Origin of the sequence: Gluconobacter morbifer G707 (assembly GCF_000234355.1) — a bacterium.
GTDB classification, from domain to species: Bacteria; Pseudomonadota; Alphaproteobacteria; order Acetobacterales; family Acetobacteraceae; genus Gluconobacter; species Gluconobacter morbifer.
In genome coordinates this window covers 14170-30434 of sequence record NZ_AGQV01000007.1, presented here as the reverse complement: position 1 = coordinate 30434, position 16265 = coordinate 14170, and the positions used below count along the sequence as shown (strand labels likewise).

Below are 16265 nucleotides of genomic sequence, written 5' to 3'. Positions count from 1 at the left end.
CTTCTGGATCAGAGCGCACCGCCACGGCGGCCGATCTGGCTACCAAGGCGTAGGCGCAGGGCGTTCAGCTTGATGAAACCCTGGGCATCCTGCTGATTATAGGCACCTTCGTCGTCCTCGAAAGTCACGACACGGGCATCATACAGGCTGTTTGGGCTTTCACGGCCGACGCAGACGACATTTCCCTTATAAAGCTTCATGCGCACACGGCCAGTCACGGAATGCTGGCTGGTGTCGATCAGGGCCTGAAGCATCCGGCGTTCCGGCGAGAACCAGAAGCCGTTATAGATCAGCTCCGCGTAGCGCGGCATGATGCTGTCCTTGAGGTGGGCTGCTTCACGGTCGAGCGTGATGCTTTCCATGGCGCGGTGGGCGGCAAGGAGGATGGTGCCACCCGGCGTTTCGTAAATGCCGCGGGACTTCATGCCGACGAAGCGGTTTTCCACGATGTCCAGACGGCCGATGCCGTTTTCGCGTCCCAGTTCGTTCAGGCGCGTCAGAAGGGTGGCGGGGCTCATTGCCACGCCATTGATGGCGACCGGGTCCCCTTCCACGAAATCGATGCTGATCTCGGTTGCCTTGTCGGGAGCGTCTTCAGGCGCGATCGTGCGCTGGAACACCATCTCTTCCGGCGGGATGGCGGGATCTTCGAGCATCTTGCCTTCGGAAGACGAGTGCAGGAGGTTGGCATCCACGGAGAAGGGGGCTTCGCCGCGCTTGTCCTTCGTAACGGGGATCTGGTTTTCCTCGGCGAAGGCCAGCAGCTTCGACCGGGACGTCAGGTCCCATTCACGCCAGGGCGCGATGACCTTCACATCCGGCTTCAGGGCGTAATAGCTCAGTTCGAAGCGGACCTGATCGTTGCCCTTGCCGGTAGCGCCGTGGGCCACGGCGTCAGCGCCGACGGCCTCTGCGATTTCGATCTGGCGCTGGGAGATCAGCGGGCGCGCAATGGAGGTGCCCAGGAGATACTGGCCTTCATAGAGCGTGTTGGCGCGGAACATCGGGAACACGAAGTCCTTCACGAAGGTCTCGCGCAGATCCTCGACGAAGATTTCCTTCACGCCGAACATTTCGGCCTTTTTGCGGGCCGGTTCCAGTTCCTCGCCCTGTCCGAGGTCGGCGGTAAAGGTGACAACCTCACAGTTATAGGTCTTCTGGAGCCAGCGGAGAATAACCGAGGTATCCAGCCCGCCGGAATAGGCGAGAACGACTTTCTTGACGTCCTGATGGGCGCTCATAACTGCGTGGTCCTTGTGGTGTTCGTTAGGCCTGCGTTTCTAGCATCCTGCGCGTGGTTCGGAAACCTTGCGGATTCAGCCGCTTTTCCGCTGGCGTTCGCTTTCTGTCTTGAGCTGTCCGCAGGCCGCGAGAATATCCCGGCCACGGGGGGTGCGGATGGGGGAGGAGAAGCCTGCATCCATGACAATGTTGGCGAATTTGTTGAGCTGTTCCTTCGTGGAGGGGCGGAAATCCGAACCCGGCCACGGATTGAAGGGAATGAGGTTCACCTTTGCGGGCAGATCCCGGATCAGGCGCACCAGTTCCCTTGCATCGGCTTCGCTGTCATTGATGCCCCGGAGCATGATGTATTCGAAGGTGATGCGGCGGGAGTTGGATGCGGCGGGGTAGCGTTTGCAGGCCGCCATCAGCTCCTCGATCGGGTATTTGCGGTTCAGCGGGACGATCTGGTCGCGCAGTTCGTTCGTGACGGCATGGAGGGAAATGGCCAGATTGACACCGAGTTCGTCTCCGCAGCGGTCCATCATCGGGACGACGCCGGAGGTGGACAGGGTGATGCGGCGGCGGGAGAGGGCGATGCCGTCGCCATCCATGACGATCTTCATGGCCTTAGCGACATTCTCGTAATTGTAAAGTGGCTCACCCATGCCCATCAGGACGATGGTGGAGAGCAGGCGGGGCGTATCTCCGGTCGGGCTGGGCCATTCACCATAACTGTCACGTGCCGCCATGAACTGTCCTACGATCTCGGCGGGGCCGAGATTGCGGACGAGTTTCTGCGTTCCGGTATGGCAGAACGTGCAGGACAGGGTGCAACCGACTTGCGAGGAAATGCATACGGCGCCCCGGTCTTCCCGGCGGTCGGGAATATAAACGGTCTCGGCTTCCTGCCCGTCACGGAAGCGGAAAAGGAATTTCCGGGTTTCGTCCACGGAGGTCTGTTGCGTGGAGGTGGTGGGGCGCCCGACGATGAAATGCTCGGCCAGCTTTGCCTGCATAGGTTTGGCAATGGTGCTCATCTTTGAAAAATCGGTCGCACCCTGGTGATAGATCCAGTGCCAGAGCTGCTTGGCACGGAAGGGCTTTTCGCCGATTTCCGTCATGAGGGCCGCGAGCTCTTCGCGGTTCAGCCCCACAAGGTCACGCCGTCCATCTTCCAGCCGCGCTTCGGGAGGGGCGAAGAGGGCGGATTTCGCATGGATGCGGTCTCGTTCGAGCTGGTTGAGCTCGTCGGAAGCCAGGGAATTGATGCGCGGGCGGATGTCGGGATGGGTGAGGGCGGTCATGGCGGCGGACCCATAGCACGGACGGGGCGCGCAGTTCCAAGGGAAAAGCGCCGTCAGGGTCCGGCGAAAGCGGATTATCCGGCTTCGGGGCCGCCGTTGCGCCGTGCGGCGATCAGGAATTCACGATTGCCTTCGGGGCCGGTGATCGGGCTGGCTTCAATGCCGATGACATCCCATCCGGGAAAGGCGGCAAACCATTCACGGATTTCCTCACAGACGCGGGCATGTACGGAGGGATCGCGCACGACGCCCTTGGCGCCGATTTCCGCCCGTCCTGCTTCGAACTGCGGTTTGATGAGTGCAACGGCCCAGGCATCGGGCGTGGTCAGACTGAGGGCCGCGGGCAGGACGGTGCGCAGGCCGATGAAGCTGGCGTCACAGACCACGATGCCGACCAGCTCGGGAATGTCATCAGAGGTCAGATGGCGGGCATTTGTCTTTTCCATGACGACTACCCGGTCATCGGAGCGAATCTTCCATGCGAGCTGTCCGTGACCGACATCCACGGCGTAGACCCTGCTGGCGCCGTGGGTCAGCAGGACGTCCGTGAAGCCGCCTGTCGAAGCCCCGACATCCAGTGCGACGCGGCCTTTCGGGTCCAGCCCGAAATGTTCAAGGGCATGGATCAGCTTGAGACCGCCCCGGGACACCCAGGGATGCTCCTGCCCCTTGAGGGACAGAGGCGCGTCCTCGGGGAGCTGGTCTCCCGCCTTCGCGATCCGGCGATCACCCGTATAGGCAAGGCCCGCCATGATGAGGGACTGGGCCTTCGTGCGGCTTTCGACCAGTCCCCGGTCAACGAGGAGCTGGTCGGCGCGGCGTTTCGCCATGGATCAGGCGGATTGCTGGGCGACCTTGACGCCCAGTGCGCTGGCGGCCGTATGAACGATGTGCGGAGCGGTCAGTCCGGCCTCGTCATACTGGGCGTCCTGCGTGTTGTGGTCGATGTACCGGTCAGGGAAGGCCATGGGGCGGAACTTGACCGTATCGAGCAGACCGTTCTTGGCAAGGTGACTGACGACCTGGCTGCTGAAACCGCCAGCGGCGCCTTCTTCCAGCGTGATGAAAACTTCATGCTTTCTGGCGAGGTCATCGACCAGCTTGTGATCGATCGGCTTGGCGAAACGCGCGTCCGCTACGGTGACGGGGATGCCCTGCGCAGCAAGCTGGTCCGCAGCCTTCAGGGATTCGTGCAGACGCGGGCCAAGCGAAAGGATGGCGACGCCGCCACGTTCGCCAGGCGCCTGGCGGGCTTCACGCACGATCCGGCCCTTGCCGATTTCGAGGACTTCACCCTTTTCCGGCAGGTCGAGACCGATGCCGCTGCCGCGCGGATAACGGAAGGCGATCGGGCCGGAGTCATGTTCACAGGCCGTGGCGGTGGCGTGCAGAAGCTCGACTTCATCGGACGGCGCCATGACCACCATGTTCGGCAGGCAGCACAGGTAGTTCAGGTCGAACGATCCTGCATGGGTTGCACCATCGGCACCGACGAGCCCGGCGCGGTCGATGGCGAAGCGGACCGGAAGGTTCTGGAGCGCGACGTCATGAACGACCTGGTCATATGCGCGCTGGAGGAAGGTGGAATAGATCGCGCAGAACGGACGCAGCCCTTCGGAGGCGATACCCGCCGCGAATGTGACGGCGTGCTGTTCCGCAATGCCGACATCGAAGAAACGGTCCGGATGGGCCTTGGCGAAAGCGCCGAGGCCGGTGCCGGAGGGCATGGCGGCGGTGATGGTGATCAGCTTGTCATCGGTTTCGGCGCGGCGCATGAGTTCACGGCTGAAAACGGATGTATAGCTCGGCGGGCCGGCAGGGGCCTTTTTCTGCTCGCCGGTCACGACATTGAACTTGCTGACGGCGTGGTATTTGTCGCCCGCTGCTTCGGCCGGTTTGTAGCCGCGGCCTTTCTCGGTGATGACGTGCAGCAGGATCGGTCCCTGATCGTCGGCATCGCGCAGGTTGCGCAGGATGGGGACGAGCTGGCTCATGTCGTGGCCGTTGACCGGACCGACATAATAGAAGCCGAGTTCCTCGAACAGCGTGCCGCCCGTGATCATGCCGCGGGCGTATTCCTCGGCGCGCTTGGCGGTGCGCTCGATCTTGCCTGGTAGACGCTTGGCGACCTTTCCGGCCAGATCACGAAGGCTGAAGAACTGACGCGAGGACATCAGGCGGGACAGGTAGTCCGACATCGAGCCGACCGGAGGTGCGATCGACATTTCGTTGTCATTGAGGACCACGATCAGGCGGTTCGCGCCCGGACCGGCAACGGCCGCGTTGTTCATGGCCTCATAGGCCATGCCTGCGGAAATGGAACCATCGCCGATGACGGCGATTACGTTGCGCTCGTGATAGCTCGGGTCTTCCTCGGCGCGCAGGTGATGCGCCACCGCCATGCCGAGGCCGGCGGAAATGGAGGTGGAGGAGTGGGCTGCGCCGAACGGATCGTATTCGCTCTCCACGCGGCGGGTGAAGCCGGACAGGCCGTTTGGCTGACGCAGGGTGCGGATGCGGTCGCGGCGGCCGGTCAGGATCTTGTGCGGATAGGCCTGATGCCCGACATCCCAGATGATCCGGTCATCGGGAGTGTTGAAGACGGCATGAAGGGCGACGGTCAGTTCGACCACGCCGAGGGACGCGCCGAGATGGCCGCCTGTCGTGGAGACGGCGTCCACCGTTTCGGAGCGCAGCTCCTCGGCCAGCTGCTTGAGCTGGTCAACGGACAGGTTCCGCATGTCGGACGGAAGACGGACGCGGTCCAGTTCCGGATAGCGGCCATAGGTGGGAATCGTGGAAGTCGGTTTGCTCATGGGATCAGTTCCTGCGCTCGACGACATAGTCCGCAAGTGCCCGGAGGGCGTCGGCCTGTGCACCGAAGGATGAAAGAGCCTCCCGGGCCTGATCGCTCAGGCGGCGAGCCTCAGCATGGGCACCGTCAATGCCAAGCAGGGAGACATAGGTCGATTTGCCGCTGGCTTCGTCTTTGCCGGCGGTCTTGCCGAGTTCCTCGGCGGTTGCGGTGGAATCCAGAACGTCATCCGCAACCTGGAAAGCCGTTCCGAGATCGCGGCCATAGGCCACGATGGCTGCGCGGCGGTCATCGTTCACGCCTGCGAGGATGGCGCCCGCTTCCGCGGCATAGCGGATCAGGGCGCCTGTCTTCATGGCGTGCAGGTGGCGCACTTCCTCAAGCGGCAGGGCACGGCCTTCGCCGCGGATGTCGATGACCTGACCGCCGACCATGCCGGCGGAACCGGAGGCGCGGGCCAGGGCCAGGGCCAGATCCGCGCGGATGGCCGCGTCGTGGCTGGTGGCCGGTTCGACGAGGATCTCGAAAGCGCGTGTCTGGAGCGCATCACCCGCGAGGATGGCGATGGCTTCATCGAACTGGCGGTGCGTGGACGGCCGCCCGCGGCGGAGATCATCGTCATCCATGGACGGAAGGTCGTCATGAACGAGCGAATAGGCGTGCAGCATTTCGACGGAAGCGGCGACACGCAGGGCGGCGCTGCGGTTCGCGCCGAACAGGGCGGCCACCTCGACTGTCAGGAATCCGCGCAGTCTCTTGCCGCCGCCGAGGGCGGCGTAACGCATGGCTTCCAGCAGGATCGCATCGTCACCCGTCACCATCGGCAGAAGGATGTCGATGGTGCTTTCGATGTCGATGCAGGCGCGGGAAAGCGCCTCCTTGAGGGAGGTGGACGTGGTCGTGGCGCTCATCGGCCGGTCTCTCCGGTATCGGTGAGAGGTTCGGTGCCTGTGCTGCCGTCGTCATTCTGGACAATGGCCCGCACACGCATTTCTGCCTCTCCCAGCTTTGCATCGCAGTGACGGCGCAGGGCCGCACCGCGTTCATAGGCGGAAATCGCGTCTTCCAGCTTCATCTGACCGCCTTCAAGGCCACGGACGATCCGCTCCAGCTCGGAGAGGGCATCCTCGAAGGACATGGCATCAATGGGATCAGGCATGATAAAGCCTCAAAACACGCTTTGGAACTCAGGTAGCGAGGGGATTACAGGCTGAAGACGTGTTTTGCCAGCCCTGAGCGCGGGAACGACTGAGTTTCTTCAGGACGGTGTCGTTTCTGCACGCCTGCGGATCAGGAAAGACAGAACGCCGGCGGCATCCGTGAAGGCGATGAGCGCATGGCCGGTTTCGCGGCAGTAGGACTGGAAATCCGCGACGGAGGCACGGTCGGTCGCGAGGATTCGCAGGCGCGCTCCTGCAGGAAGGTCACGCAGGGCGCGGTTTGCCTTCAGGACTGGCAGGGGGCAGGCCAGTCCGCGCAGATCGAGCAGGGTCTCCGATGGGGTCTCAGTCATGGGGTGCAGTATGCGCTTCTCCCCGCATCGCGCCAAGAGAGGAACGGACTTGCCAGAAAGGGGAGTTTTTCTTATATTTGTGGCTCAATGCCATGAAAAGCGCTCCTTCGAGGGCGCTTTTTCTGTTTGGGGGAAGGCATGGGGGAAGTTGAGGACCGGATGGACGTTTCAGGGCGGCAGCATGAAAAGCAGCAGCATGAGAACAGGGCCTATACGCTCAGGATGCTGGAAGATCGTGTTCTGCGGCTCGAGACGGTCGCAGGTGGGTTGTCGGACCGTTACGAGACGCTTCGGACGGAGATGCGGCATGAGATCCTGTTCCCTGCGGGATCAGATGAAGAACCTTGAAAGCAAGGTTGATGACGGCAACCGGATAGTGAATGGCAAGCTGGACAGGCTGATCGGGGGACGGGCCGTCATTACCGGGTTGATCACGCTTGCGGCCTCCATTCTGGGAACGGGCATGGTGCATGTCGTGCTGTCCCTTGGTGCGCGATGAGGAGCGGGGCGGTCATGACGGGACTGGATGTCGGGCAGCTCAAGCATCTGGTGGTGGAGCCGGCGCTGGCGGCGCTGGGCCTTGGGGGAGAAGCGGCGGCCAATCTGCTGACAGGGACGGCGCTGGCTGAGAGCCGGGGGCGGTATGTGCAGCAGCTGGGGGGTGGCCCGGCGCTTGGATTATGGCAGATGGAACCGGCGACCCATGACGACTGCTGGGAGAATTTTCTCCGCTATCCGGTGGGCAGGCCCTTTGGCAGCATACTGGAAGGCATGATGGCGCATGACCTGCCGCACAGTGTGCAGATGATGACCAACCTGCGTTATGCCTGTGGCATGGCGAGAATCCGGTTCTATCGGGTTGGAGCGCCGCTGCCCTCCATACGGGATGCAGGGGCGTTGAGCCATTACCACAAGCTTTATTACAATACGGCTGCCGGTGCGGCTGATGCGGAAAGTAATATTCCGTTTTTCCAGCAGGCTGTTCTTGCATGAAGGGGGAGCGGTACCGGGGAATGTTATGCATCACGCTCCCGATACCGCAGTTTCAGGTTAAGACAGGTCTTTATGACGGAATAGTGGCCTGTTTCAAAGAAAAGCGGGTTTTCGTGATTTTTACGGAAATGTCATTGCAGGCCGGAAACGCGCCTGCATGTTCCCCCTGAAATCCGTGGCGCCGGTATGGGTGAGGTTCAGTCCGCGATGGAGCCAGACCTCGCCGCCGATCTGTGTCCAGCGACGGCAGAAGGCGAAATCTTCCGAGAGGTAGGTCCGGGTCTGCGGGTCGATCATGCTGTCAAACAGGGCGTAGGCGTCTGACGTGTCGGGGATGGTTCCTGTCTGAAGGGCGTCAATGCGGCTGTAACGGGTTTCGGGGTAGGCCGCGATCATCTGGCGAACCATGTCGCGGGTCATCAGCATGAAGCCCGTTCCGATATAACTGACCTGCGCCATGAGGGCCGGATTTTCCCGGAGAGCGGCGCAGTCACCGACATAACGAAGGCTGGCCGTGGCCGGGGATTCGCCATTGCGCAGGAAATGGTCGGTCTCGCTGTCCCAGTAATGGGATTTGAGGGGGTAGGCCCCGCCGATCAGGGGTTTGTCAGCCTCAAGGAGAGCAAGGATGTCATGCAGAGTGAAGCTGATGTCACTGTCCACGAACAGGAGGTGGCTGGCATCCGTGGCGCTCATGAACTGATGGAGCAGGGTGTTGCGGGCCCGGGTGACCAGGGCGTCGTTCCCGATGGTGGATAGGGTCAGGTGCAGGTCATGGAGAGGGGCTCCGCCCATGCAGGCCAGAAGGGACTGCATGTAGTTCACGGTGACGGTTCCCCCGAAGCAGGGGGTGGCGATGAAAAGATGCGGACTGGACGTCATGGGGCCTGAAGGTGCCCCATAAAAATGAAGAAAATCCTAATATCAGGCGCCCATATGGGCCTGAAGGACCATGTAGAATACGAAGGCGGCGTCCAGTCCGAGGACAATCGGGGTCAGGCGCTGGAAATCCCGCAGGGCGATGGCCAGTCCAGTGTAAAGCAGAAGTCCGCAGGACAGGCTCAGCATGAAATTGCCCGTCACGCCGGCGATCAGGAGCATGGTCAGGGGAGGCATGGCGTCGGCGGGTGTCTCGGCGACCCGGCTCAGGCTTCCGAGCATGTTCAGTCCGACCAGGACCAGGACAGGGGCGGTGGCGATTGCGGGAATGGCGGTGATCAGGGGCCAGAAAACGGAAGATACGGCGAACAGGACCGCGACGACCAGTGCGCTCAGGCCTGTGCGTCCGCCCGCTTCGACGCCGGCGAGACTTTCCACGTAGGCGGAAACGGTACAGGTGCCCAGGGAGGCGCCGATGATGCTGGCGGCGCCATCAGAGCCGAAGGCGCGGTGATCCAGGGCCGGTTTTTCGGCTGTTCCATCCAGTCCGGCCCGATGGGCGACACTCATCATGGTTGCGGTGGCGTCGAAGAAGTCACTCAGCAGGAAATAGAGCGTGATGGGAACGAGGAGGCCGAGATGGGAAAAATATTCATGGAAATCAAAAGGCAGGAAGAGGGTCGTCGGGTAGTGGGGCCAGTCCATCAGGTGGGTGGGAAGATGCGTGATGGGGCCGTGATCTTCCGGGATGAAAAGGCCGGCGATCGAGATGATAAGAATGGCGAGCAGGAGGCCGGCCGGCACGCGCAGGACCACCAGAACGCCACAGAGCAGGATGCCGGCCATGCTGAGGAGGACGGATGGACTGCTGAGCGCGCCGAAGGAGAGGCCTTCCGCTGATGGGACGGCCAGGCCGCCGGTCGTCAGGCCGATGCGTGCGATGAAGGCGCCAAGGGCGATCTGGATGCCGAGCACGATGGAGGGGGGAAAGCCGCGGATGATGCGCTGGCGGATCTGGCTCAGGGACAGGGCTGTGAAGCACAGGCCGCTGAACAGGACGACGGTGAATGCGGTCCGGGGACTGACATGGGCCTGCTGGACGACAACCTGCGCAAACAGGACGTTGCTGCTCATGGCCGGGGCAAGTGCGATCGGCAGTTTGGCCCAGAGCGCCATCAGCAGCGTTCCGGCCACGGCGCCGGCGATGGTGGTCATCACCATGTCATGGCGGTCGAGGCCGGCGGAGGACAGTATGGCTGGGTTGACCGCCACGATGTAGGCCATTGCCCCGAAAACAGTCAGGCCTGCAATGATTTCACGGGGGATCGTGGAACCGCGGGCAGAGATCTGGAACCAGCGGTCAAGTCTGGACTGCAGCAAGCGGCTACTCCGGCGGGAAAGGACATCTTCAGGCAGCTATAGTCAAAAATGCCTCTCCCGCCATGGGCTTAATGCGCTGCTTTTTGTTTCGGGTTCAGTTTCTTCTCCCAGGCGCGGTGAATGTCCCTGCGGCTCTGCGGAGAATTGCGGGTCGCTGCTTTCCGGTTTTTGCCGGTTTCCGGATGGGGAACGCTGCTCGCACCGCTGCCAGTTGTACGGCCCGGAGCGATTCCCGCTGCGGGCTGCGTATTGGCCTCCCGGACGGCCTTCTCACAGGCGGATCCTTCGCCGACGCCCAGCTGGATGGTCGGGATCAGGGCGGCGGGCGGGAACAGCACGCCCAGTCCGATGGAAGCGGCCAGACGGCCGGCGATTTCCGCACCAGGCAGGATGGTGGGACCGTTCAGGTCACCAAAAATATGGACGGCGCCGGGCAGGGACAGGATCTGCGGCCCGACGGAACGGGTCGTGATGGCGTAGTCCAGCGTATCCTTGTGGAAATTGACGGTTCCTGTTCCGGTTGTGCGGCTTGTTCCTGTCTGGAGGAGGAGGGAGTTGGTGTGCAGGATGCCATCGCGCAGGGGCATGTCCGTCACGAGGCATTCCAGCTTCGAGCGGTCGGGAATACCCAGTGCGGAGAGGATGGCCGATCCAAGCTTCAGCCCCAGAATATCCGGAAGCAGGGCGGAAACGTCTCCACCACGGTCAAGCACCAGCGTGATCCCGCCATTGCCGTTCGCGACGAAGGACGCCACGGAATTTCCTGTCGAGATCAGCGTGGCGTGACCGCCGATGGTGCCATCGCCCTTGAATGTGGATGACGATGTCATGATGCGGGACAGGGGGAGGCGCGAGACGTCCAGACGGAAATTGGTCCGGAACAGGTCTTTTTCCGTGGGCTGCAGCTTCGCGGCGACGGAAATGTGGCCCGTGCCTGTTGCGAAGGTGAGGTGCTTCAGGTCAATGGCGCCGTCCTGAACGAAGAATTCGGTATCGATGTTGTCCAGGGGCCAGTCTTTGTTACGGATATGGTCGCCATGATACGTGACATGCGCATTGACGGCATTGAGTTTGGGAACGTTGATTTTCTGGTCTGGCAGGACGCTGCGGCTGGGAGGGGCGGTCTTTTTCGCTTCTCCCGTACGGGCGCCGATGAAGCCGCCGAGGTCTTCTAGGTTGACGGAGCGTGAGTGCAGGGTGGCTTCCACGAAGATTGGTTTCTGATGGGGATCGACATTGATGTCGCCGCCGATATCGGACGTTCCCATCCGGCCTTCAAAGTTCTGGAAGCGGATGGCGCGGGCTGAATAAGCCAGGTTTCCCGTAATGTTATAGGCGGGCGTATGAGGGATTGGCACGCCGGTGAGCCCGTAGAGCAGAGCCATGTCCGGGCCGGCGAAGTGCAGGCTCAGGTTCGTTCCCTGGAAATGCAGCGGATCGTCGACGGTGCCGCGCAGGGTGGCGTAGGTGGGGCCGTTCTCGAGGCGGCCATCGATCGGGTAGGAATGGGTGCGGTCCGTCAGGGTCAGGAGCGCGCCGCCTACGATGTGACCCTTGATGGGGGCCTGTGCGTACCGTCCCCTGAGATCCACCACCAGCGTTCCTTCCTTCCCGTTTTCACCGGGGGTGGTGTGGATCAGGACGTGCATGTCTGTCTTCAGGCGCGCGAGGGCGACGCGGATGTCTCCGTCATTGATGTGGATCTGTCCGAGTTCGGGGATGGGCGTCGAGGATGAAGAGGACGTTTTCGATGTGTCCTGGGACGTGAAGGTATAGTTGTTGCGCCCGTTGAGCAGCGAGACGATGTCGCCTTGTGGCGTATCGAGATGAATGAACGGGACGGCGAGGCCGCGCCCCATGATGTAACGCCAGACATCGACCGTGACGGTGATGGCGTGGGCGGAGGCGAAGTCGGCTTTTTCGGTCTTGAAGTCATCCGGCTGTCCAACCTTCAGGTCATCCACCGTGACGGTGGTTTTGAAGCCGGGATGCACATGAAGGTGGGTGATGCTGACCGGCCGGTGAAGGGCGGCCGAGGCGTGACGGTTGATGTACGGTACGAACCAGTCCCATTGCCAGATCAAGATCAGCACGATAATCGCGGCGACCAGTGCACCAGCCAGTCCCCCGATGGTTTTCAGGACCGGGTGTGAGGGTCGCGCTGGCCGGGCTGCGGCAGGATGGGACGGAGTATCGCTCACAGACAGTTCCTTCATGATACAATATGACGGACCATGTTCGGGCCGCAAAAGTGTATATCTTTACGAATGGCAAAAGAGGCGGTTTCGCCTTTGCTTCATGAGGACAGACGAAAATGAATTTGGCGGCTGGGATTTCGGCCCATCAGGATGATCCGCTTTCAGAGCTGCGGACAGTCAGCCGGCGCATCCATGAGGACGTTGATCAGGCTTTCGGGCGGTTCGATCTTGGAGAGCGGAACTCATATGGCCGCTTCCTTCAGGCTCATGCGCGGGTTCTGCCCGCTGTGGAGCATGTGCTGCTGAGGTATGACACGCTGCCTTCCTGGTCTCCGCGCGGGCCGCTTCTGCTTGCAGATCTTGAACAGCTTGGCCTGTCTGTCCCGGACAGTCTTCCGGTTCAGCTCCCGCAGGGTGATGCTGCGGCGCTTGGTGCGCTTTATGTTCTGGAGGGTTCGCGGCTGGGTGGGCGCGTTCTCAGCAGGCAGGTGGAGGCTGGTCTTCCCCATGCCTATCTGTCCGCCGGGCATGAGAAGGGAAGCTGGCCGGCGTTTCTGGGGGAACTTCAGGCGCGGCTGAAGGCGGAATCGCCGCAGGGGCGACAGTCCGCCATGGAAGGCGTGGTCAAGACGTTCGAACTGTTTCGCGAGAGTGCCGCCGGGGATCAGACGTAAGACGCGGCCGGTCGTATGCTGAGGGGAACGAGACCCGGAAAAGCCCGGGCCACCCGGTCAGCGTCCGCAGGGGGCAGAGCCGCGATCGCGCAGCCAAGCGCCGTGGCGTCCGGTGCGGGAAGGCGGTCGATGCCACGCAGCAGGGCTGGCAGGGTGTGACCTTCTGCCGTCAGCACCATGAGCGCTGTCAGGCGGTCACGGAGCGAGAATGTGGCGTCGAGTTCTTCCAGGGATCCTGCTGACAGGGCGAGGTTTATCCGTGAGCCCGTCACGGCGCAGAGCGCAGAGGCATGACCGGGAGAGAGCCGCAGTGGAGTGGCGGCAAGCAGGACGGGTGATCCGGGCAGGGCGAAAAATTTCCCCTGAACCGGCACTTCCGGGAACAGGCAGGCAAAAGCTGTGCCCTGCTGCGTCGTTTCGACGGCGAGGACGAGTGAGACGTAGCGTTCAGGCTCGGGCGAGCCGGATGGAATGGTCAGGATCTGTCCCGTGCTGGTGTCCAGAACCGGTTTCTGTGCGCCGTTCAGGCGGAAAAACCGGAAGCGGGCCGGGTTCCGGGTTGCGGGGGGTGTGGTCAGATCCTGCGTGGAGAGACCGAGCCGTTCAAGGATGGTCCTGTCCGAATGGACGACGGCGCCTCTGAGTTGCCAGTACAGGTCGATCAGTCCTGCCTGCTGGATGGAGGCGGCAATGTTCTTTGTTTCCGTCAGCCAGCGCGCCGCTCCAGTATAGACGGCGTCATTCCGGTCAAAATGTCGCCATGCGGCCTGTGGGGTTGCGCTGGACTGACGGCGGTTGAACGTCTCCGGATCGGATGCCGCGAAATGCAGGATGCGCCCGTATTGCCAGTCTGCGTTCTGGCCGATGGCGCAGAACGGATCGGGCAGGGGGCGGGGTGTGTCGGCCTGTCGCGGCCGCATGATGGAACGGACGACGCGATGATCCGTCATGCTGATCAGGGCGTGGCGGGTATAGGTCTCGACCGGGGAGAAGGGAGAAGGTGTTTTACGGCCGCTGGAACCGAACAGGCACCAGTTGAACCGGATGTCATCCGCGGTGGCGGTCTCCAGAAAATCCGGAAGGGATGGCGCGCTTTCCAGATGCAGGTACTCATCGGCCGCCAGAAACATGACCCAGTCAAATTCCGCGGCTTCCGATTTCAGGAAGGTTTCCTGAAACCGGGTCTGGCGGTCCAGCCTGTTCGCAAGGGACGGATCCGCTCGCCTGATCCGGACGTCATAAAAAGACGAGGCGTTTGACAGGACGGTCGTGGTGCCATCCGTCGATCCGTCATCGCACACGACGAGGGTGGAAAAGCCGAGAGCGGCGTGGTGGGCCAGCCACCAGCCTATCGTGTCAGCCTCATCATGAACGAACAGGACGGCGGCGGTCTTGAGCATAAGCTGACCGTCAGTCCATTTTCAGGGCGGCGAGGAAGGCGCTCTGCGGAATTTCGACCTTGCCGAACTGCCGCATGCGCTTTTTGCCTTCTTTCTGCTTGTCCAGCAGCTTGCGTTTACGGGAAATGTCACCGCCATAGCATTTTGCCGTCACATCCTTGGACAGGGCGCCGATTGTCTCACGGGCGATGACCTTCGAACCGATGGCAGCTTGGATTGCGATTTTGAAAAGCTGCTTGGGGATCAGGTCCTTCAGCTTGGCGCAGATGGCGCGGCCGCGTGTCTCCGCGACGCTGCGATGCGCCACGAAAGCAAGGGCGTCCACGGGTTCGTGATTGACGAGGATGGAGATGCGCACAAGGTCGCTCTCTTCGTAGCCGTCCACTTGATAGTCGAAGGAGGCATAGCCGCGGGTGAGGGATTTCAGGCGGTCGTAGAAATCGAACACCACTTCGTTCAGCGGCAGGCGATAGACGGCCATGGCGCGGTTGCCGACATAGGTGAGGTCCACCTGAATGCCACGCCGTTCGGAGCAGAGCGTCAGGACGGCGCCGAGATATTCGTCCTGCACCATGATGGTGGCCTTGATCCAGGGTTCCTCGATCGTGGCGATTTCGGCCGGATCCGGCATGTCGGCCGGGTTGTGGAGTTCCTGCTTCTCTCCGTTGGTCAGCGTCATGTGATAGACGACCGACGGGGCAGTGGCGATCAGGTCCAGGTTGAACTCACGCGAGAGACGTTCCTGAATGATTTCCAGATGCAGAAGCCCCAGGAAGCCGCAGCGGAAGCCGAAGCCCAGCGCCGCAGAACTCTCGGCTTCGAAATGGAAGGAGGCATCGTTCAGGCGCAGCTTGCCGAGACTGTCGCGCAGTTTCTCGAAATCATCCGCGTCGATCGGGAACAGGCCGCACCAGACAACCGGAATGGACGGCTTGAAGCCTGCGAGCGCTTTCTCCGCCGGGCGGCGATCCAGCGTGACGGTGTCTCCGACCGCGACGTCAGCGACAGTCTTGATGGCGGCGTTGATGTATCCCATCTCGCCCGGGCCAAGTTCATCCACATTCGTCATTTTCGGCAGGAAAACACCGACCTGATCGACGTGATAGACGGAGCCGGCCTGCATCATGCGGATCTTGTCGCCGCGTTTGACGGTCCCGTTCATGACGCGGATCAGGATGATGACACCCAGATACGGGTCATACCAGCTATCGACCAGCAGGGCCTGAAGCGGGGCGTCACGGTCGCCCTTTGGTGCGGGAAGACGCTGCACAAGGGCTTCCAGAACGCCTTCGATGTTCAGGCCGGTCTTGGCGCTGATTTCCACGGCGTCATCCGCGGGGATTCCCACCACGTCCTCGATCTGGGCGCGGACACGCTCGGGTTCGGCGGCGGGGAGATCGATCTTGTTCAGGACCGGGACGATCTCGTGATTCGCATCAATGGCCTGATAGACGTTCGCGAGCGTCTGGGCTTCTACGCCCTGTGAGGCGTCAACGACCAGAAGCGAACCTTCACAGGCTGCCAGCGAGCGGCTGACTTCATAGGCGAAGTCCACGTGGCCCGGCGTGTCCATCAGGTTCAGGACGTACATCTTCCCGTCCTTGGCAGGATAGGTCAGGCGGACGGTCTGCGCCTTGATGGTGATGCCGCGCTCCTGTTCGAGTTCCATCGAATCGAGCACCTGCGCCTTCATCTCACGTTCCGTGAGGGCGCCACAGGCCTGGATCAGGCGATCGGCCAGCGTCGATTTGCCGTGATCGATATGCGCGATGATCGAGAAATTGCGGATAAGGGAGAGCGGGGTGTCGGTCATGGTCGCTACATACGGGATTATCGCGGCCCTGTCAGCAGAGCGGCGGGGTTGCCCGCTCCCTTTCGGGAAACA

16 protein-coding genes are annotated in these 16265 nt (G+C 62.0%); 4 read left to right on the top strand and 12 right to left on the bottom strand.

Annotated elements, in window-relative coordinates; translation table 11 throughout:
- Nucleotides 1-8: 8 nt before the first annotated feature.
- The 7 genes from GMO_RS09780 to GMO_RS09750 all read right to left on the bottom strand — a co-directional run bounded on the left by GMO_RS09780 (nt 9) and on the right by GMO_RS09750 (nt 6856).
- On the bottom strand, nt 9-1241 hold the full coding sequence (locus GMO_RS09780; RefSeq protein ID WP_008852228.1) for an argininosuccinate synthase: 1233 nt from the start codon (nt 1239-1241) through the stop codon (nt 9-11).
- 75 nt (nt 1242-1316) lie between these two features.
- A complete protein-coding gene (gene rlmN / locus GMO_RS09775) occupies nt 1317-2528 on the bottom strand; it encodes a 23S rRNA (adenine(2503)-C(2))-methyltransferase RlmN (RefSeq protein ID WP_008852227.1) in 1212 nt (403 codons plus the stop codon).
- 74 nt (nt 2529-2602) lie between these two features.
- On the bottom strand, nt 2603-3358 hold the full coding sequence (locus tag GMO_RS09770) for a TlyA family RNA methyltransferase (protein ID WP_008852226.1): 756 nt from the start codon (nt 3356-3358) through the stop codon (nt 2603-2605).
- Nucleotides 3359-3361: 3 nt separating this feature from the next.
- Nucleotides 3362-5344, bottom strand: a complete 1983-nt coding sequence (gene dxs, locus GMO_RS09765) for a 1-deoxy-D-xylulose-5-phosphate synthase (RefSeq protein WP_008852225.1) — start codon at nt 5342-5344, stop codon at nt 3362-3364.
- Nucleotides 5345-5348: 4 nt separating this feature from the next.
- The gene (locus tag GMO_RS09760; RefSeq protein WP_008852224.1) at nt 5349-6254 is read right to left on the bottom strand and encodes a polyprenyl synthetase family protein; all 906 of its coding nucleotides are present in this window, start codon (nt 6252-6254) and stop codon (nt 5349-5351) included.
- Nucleotides 6251-6502 carry an exodeoxyribonuclease VII small subunit gene (locus tag GMO_RS09755; RefSeq protein WP_008852223.1) on the bottom strand — a complete coding sequence of 84 codons (252 nt, stop codon included), beginning with the start codon at nt 6500-6502 and terminating at the stop codon, nt 6251-6253. The genes GMO_RS09760 and GMO_RS09755 overlap by 4 nt, the downstream gene beginning before the upstream one ends.
- 99 nt (nt 6503-6601) lie before the next feature.
- On the bottom strand, nt 6602-6856 hold the full coding sequence (locus GMO_RS09750) for a sulfurtransferase TusA family protein (protein WP_008852222.1): 255 nt from the start codon (nt 6854-6856) through the stop codon (nt 6602-6604).
- Nucleotides 6857-6994: 138 nt separating this feature from the next.
- Between GMO_RS09750 and GMO_RS14720 the strand changes: the two genes are divergently transcribed.
- From GMO_RS14720 to GMO_RS09740, 3 genes are read left to right on the top strand one after another with little or no spacing between them, the layout of a single operon-like run.
- Entirely contained in the window at nt 6995-7204 is a 210-nt protein-coding gene (locus GMO_RS14720; protein ID WP_245528474.1) for a hypothetical protein, read from the top strand.
- Nucleotides 7191-7355 carry a hypothetical protein gene (locus GMO_RS14715; protein ID WP_008852220.1) on the top strand — a complete coding sequence of 55 codons (165 nt, stop codon included), beginning with the start codon at nt 7191-7193 and terminating at the stop codon, nt 7353-7355. The genes GMO_RS14720 and GMO_RS14715 overlap by 14 nt, the downstream gene beginning before the upstream one ends.
- Before the next feature lie 14 nt (nt 7356-7369).
- On the top strand, nt 7370-7849 hold the full coding sequence (locus tag GMO_RS09740; RefSeq protein WP_040509081.1) for a hypothetical protein: 480 nt from the start codon (nt 7370-7372) through the stop codon (nt 7847-7849).
- A 120-nt stretch (nt 7850-7969) separates the two neighbouring features.
- On the opposite strand, the gene GMO_RS09735 is transcribed toward GMO_RS09740, so the two are convergent.
- The 3 genes from GMO_RS09735 to GMO_RS09725 form a co-directional block, all read right to left on the bottom strand.
- The gene (locus GMO_RS09735) at nt 7970-8731 is read right to left on the bottom strand and encodes a hypothetical protein (RefSeq protein ID WP_008852218.1); all 762 of its coding nucleotides are present in this window, start codon (nt 8729-8731) and stop codon (nt 7970-7972) included.
- Nucleotides 8732-8773: 42 nt separating this feature from the next.
- A complete protein-coding gene (locus GMO_RS09730; RefSeq protein WP_040509120.1) occupies nt 8774-10105 on the bottom strand; it encodes an NCS2 family permease in 1332 nt (443 codons plus the stop codon).
- Between the two features lie 71 nt (nt 10106-10176).
- Complete coding sequence (locus tag GMO_RS09725) at nt 10177-12324, bottom strand: AsmA family protein (protein ID WP_008852216.1); 2148 nt, start codon at nt 12322-12324, stop codon at nt 10177-10179.
- A 98-nt stretch (nt 12325-12422) separates the two neighbouring features.
- Between GMO_RS09725 and GMO_RS09720 the strand changes: the two genes are divergently transcribed.
- A complete protein-coding gene (locus GMO_RS09720) occupies nt 12423-12980 on the top strand; it encodes a biliverdin-producing heme oxygenase (protein ID WP_008852215.1) in 558 nt (185 codons plus the stop codon).
- On the opposite strand, the gene GMO_RS09715 is transcribed toward GMO_RS09720, so the two are convergent.
- Nucleotides 12971-14380, bottom strand: a complete 1410-nt coding sequence (locus GMO_RS09715) for a glycosyltransferase family 2 protein (RefSeq protein WP_008852214.1) — start codon at nt 14378-14380, stop codon at nt 12971-12973. The two genes, GMO_RS09720 and GMO_RS09715, sit on opposite strands and share 10 nt — an antisense overlap.
- 10 nt (nt 14381-14390) lie before the next feature.
- A complete protein-coding gene (gene lepA, locus GMO_RS09710) occupies nt 14391-16193 on the bottom strand; it encodes a translation elongation factor 4 (RefSeq protein WP_008852213.1) in 1803 nt (600 codons plus the stop codon).
- Between the last annotated feature and the right edge of the window lie 72 nt (nt 16194-16265).

What these genes read in the sequence shown, in the direction of transcription:
- GMO_RS09780 (WP_008852228.1), bottom strand. Translation starts at nt 1,241, where the DNA reads ATGAGCGCCCATCAGGACGTCAAGAAAGTCGTTCTCGCCTATTCCGGC.
- rlmN (WP_008852227.1), bottom strand. Translation starts at nt 2,528, where the DNA reads ATGACCGCCCTCACCCATCCCGACATCCGCCCGCGCATCAATTCCCTG.
- GMO_RS09770 (WP_008852226.1), bottom strand. Translation starts at nt 3,358, where the DNA reads ATGGCGAAACGCCGCGCCGACCAGCTCCTCGTTGACCGGGGACTGGTC.
- dxs (WP_008852225.1), bottom strand. Translation starts at nt 5,344, where the DNA reads ATGAGCAAACCGACTTCCACGATTCCCACCTATGGCCGCTATCCGGAA.
- GMO_RS09760 (WP_008852224.1), bottom strand. Translation starts at nt 6,254, where the DNA reads ATGAGCGCCACGACCACGTCCACCTCCCTCAAGGAGGCGCTTTCCCGC.
- GMO_RS09755 (WP_008852223.1), bottom strand. Translation starts at nt 6,502, where the DNA reads ATGCCTGATCCCATTGATGCCATGTCCTTCGAGGATGCCCTCTCCGAG.
- GMO_RS09750 (WP_008852222.1), bottom strand. Translation starts at nt 6,856, where the DNA reads ATGACTGAGACCCCATCGGAGACCCTGCTCGATCTGCGCGGACTGGCC.
- GMO_RS14720 (WP_245528474.1), top strand. Translation starts at nt 6,995, where the DNA reads ATGGGGGAAGTTGAGGACCGGATGGACGTTTCAGGGCGGCAGCATGAA.
- GMO_RS14715 (WP_008852220.1), top strand. Translation starts at nt 7,191, where the DNA reads ATGAAGAACCTTGAAAGCAAGGTTGATGACGGCAACCGGATAGTGAAT.
- GMO_RS09740 (WP_040509081.1), top strand. Translation starts at nt 7,370, where the DNA reads ATGACGGGACTGGATGTCGGGCAGCTCAAGCATCTGGTGGTGGAGCCG.
- GMO_RS09735 (WP_008852218.1), bottom strand. Translation starts at nt 8,731, where the DNA reads ATGACGTCCAGTCCGCATCTTTTCATCGCCACCCCCTGCTTCGGGGGA.
- GMO_RS09725 (WP_008852216.1), bottom strand. Translation starts at nt 12,324, where the DNA reads ATGAAGGAACTGTCTGTGAGCGATACTCCGTCCCATCCTGCCGCAGCC.
- GMO_RS09720 (WP_008852215.1), top strand. Translation starts at nt 12,423, where the DNA reads ATGAATTTGGCGGCTGGGATTTCGGCCCATCAGGATGATCCGCTTTCA.
- GMO_RS09715 (WP_008852214.1), bottom strand. Translation starts at nt 14,380, where the DNA reads ATGCTCAAGACCGCCGCCGTCCTGTTCGTTCATGATGAGGCTGACACG.
- lepA (WP_008852213.1), bottom strand. Translation starts at nt 16,193, where the DNA reads ATGACCGACACCCCGCTCTCCCTTATCCGCAATTTCTCGATCATCGCG.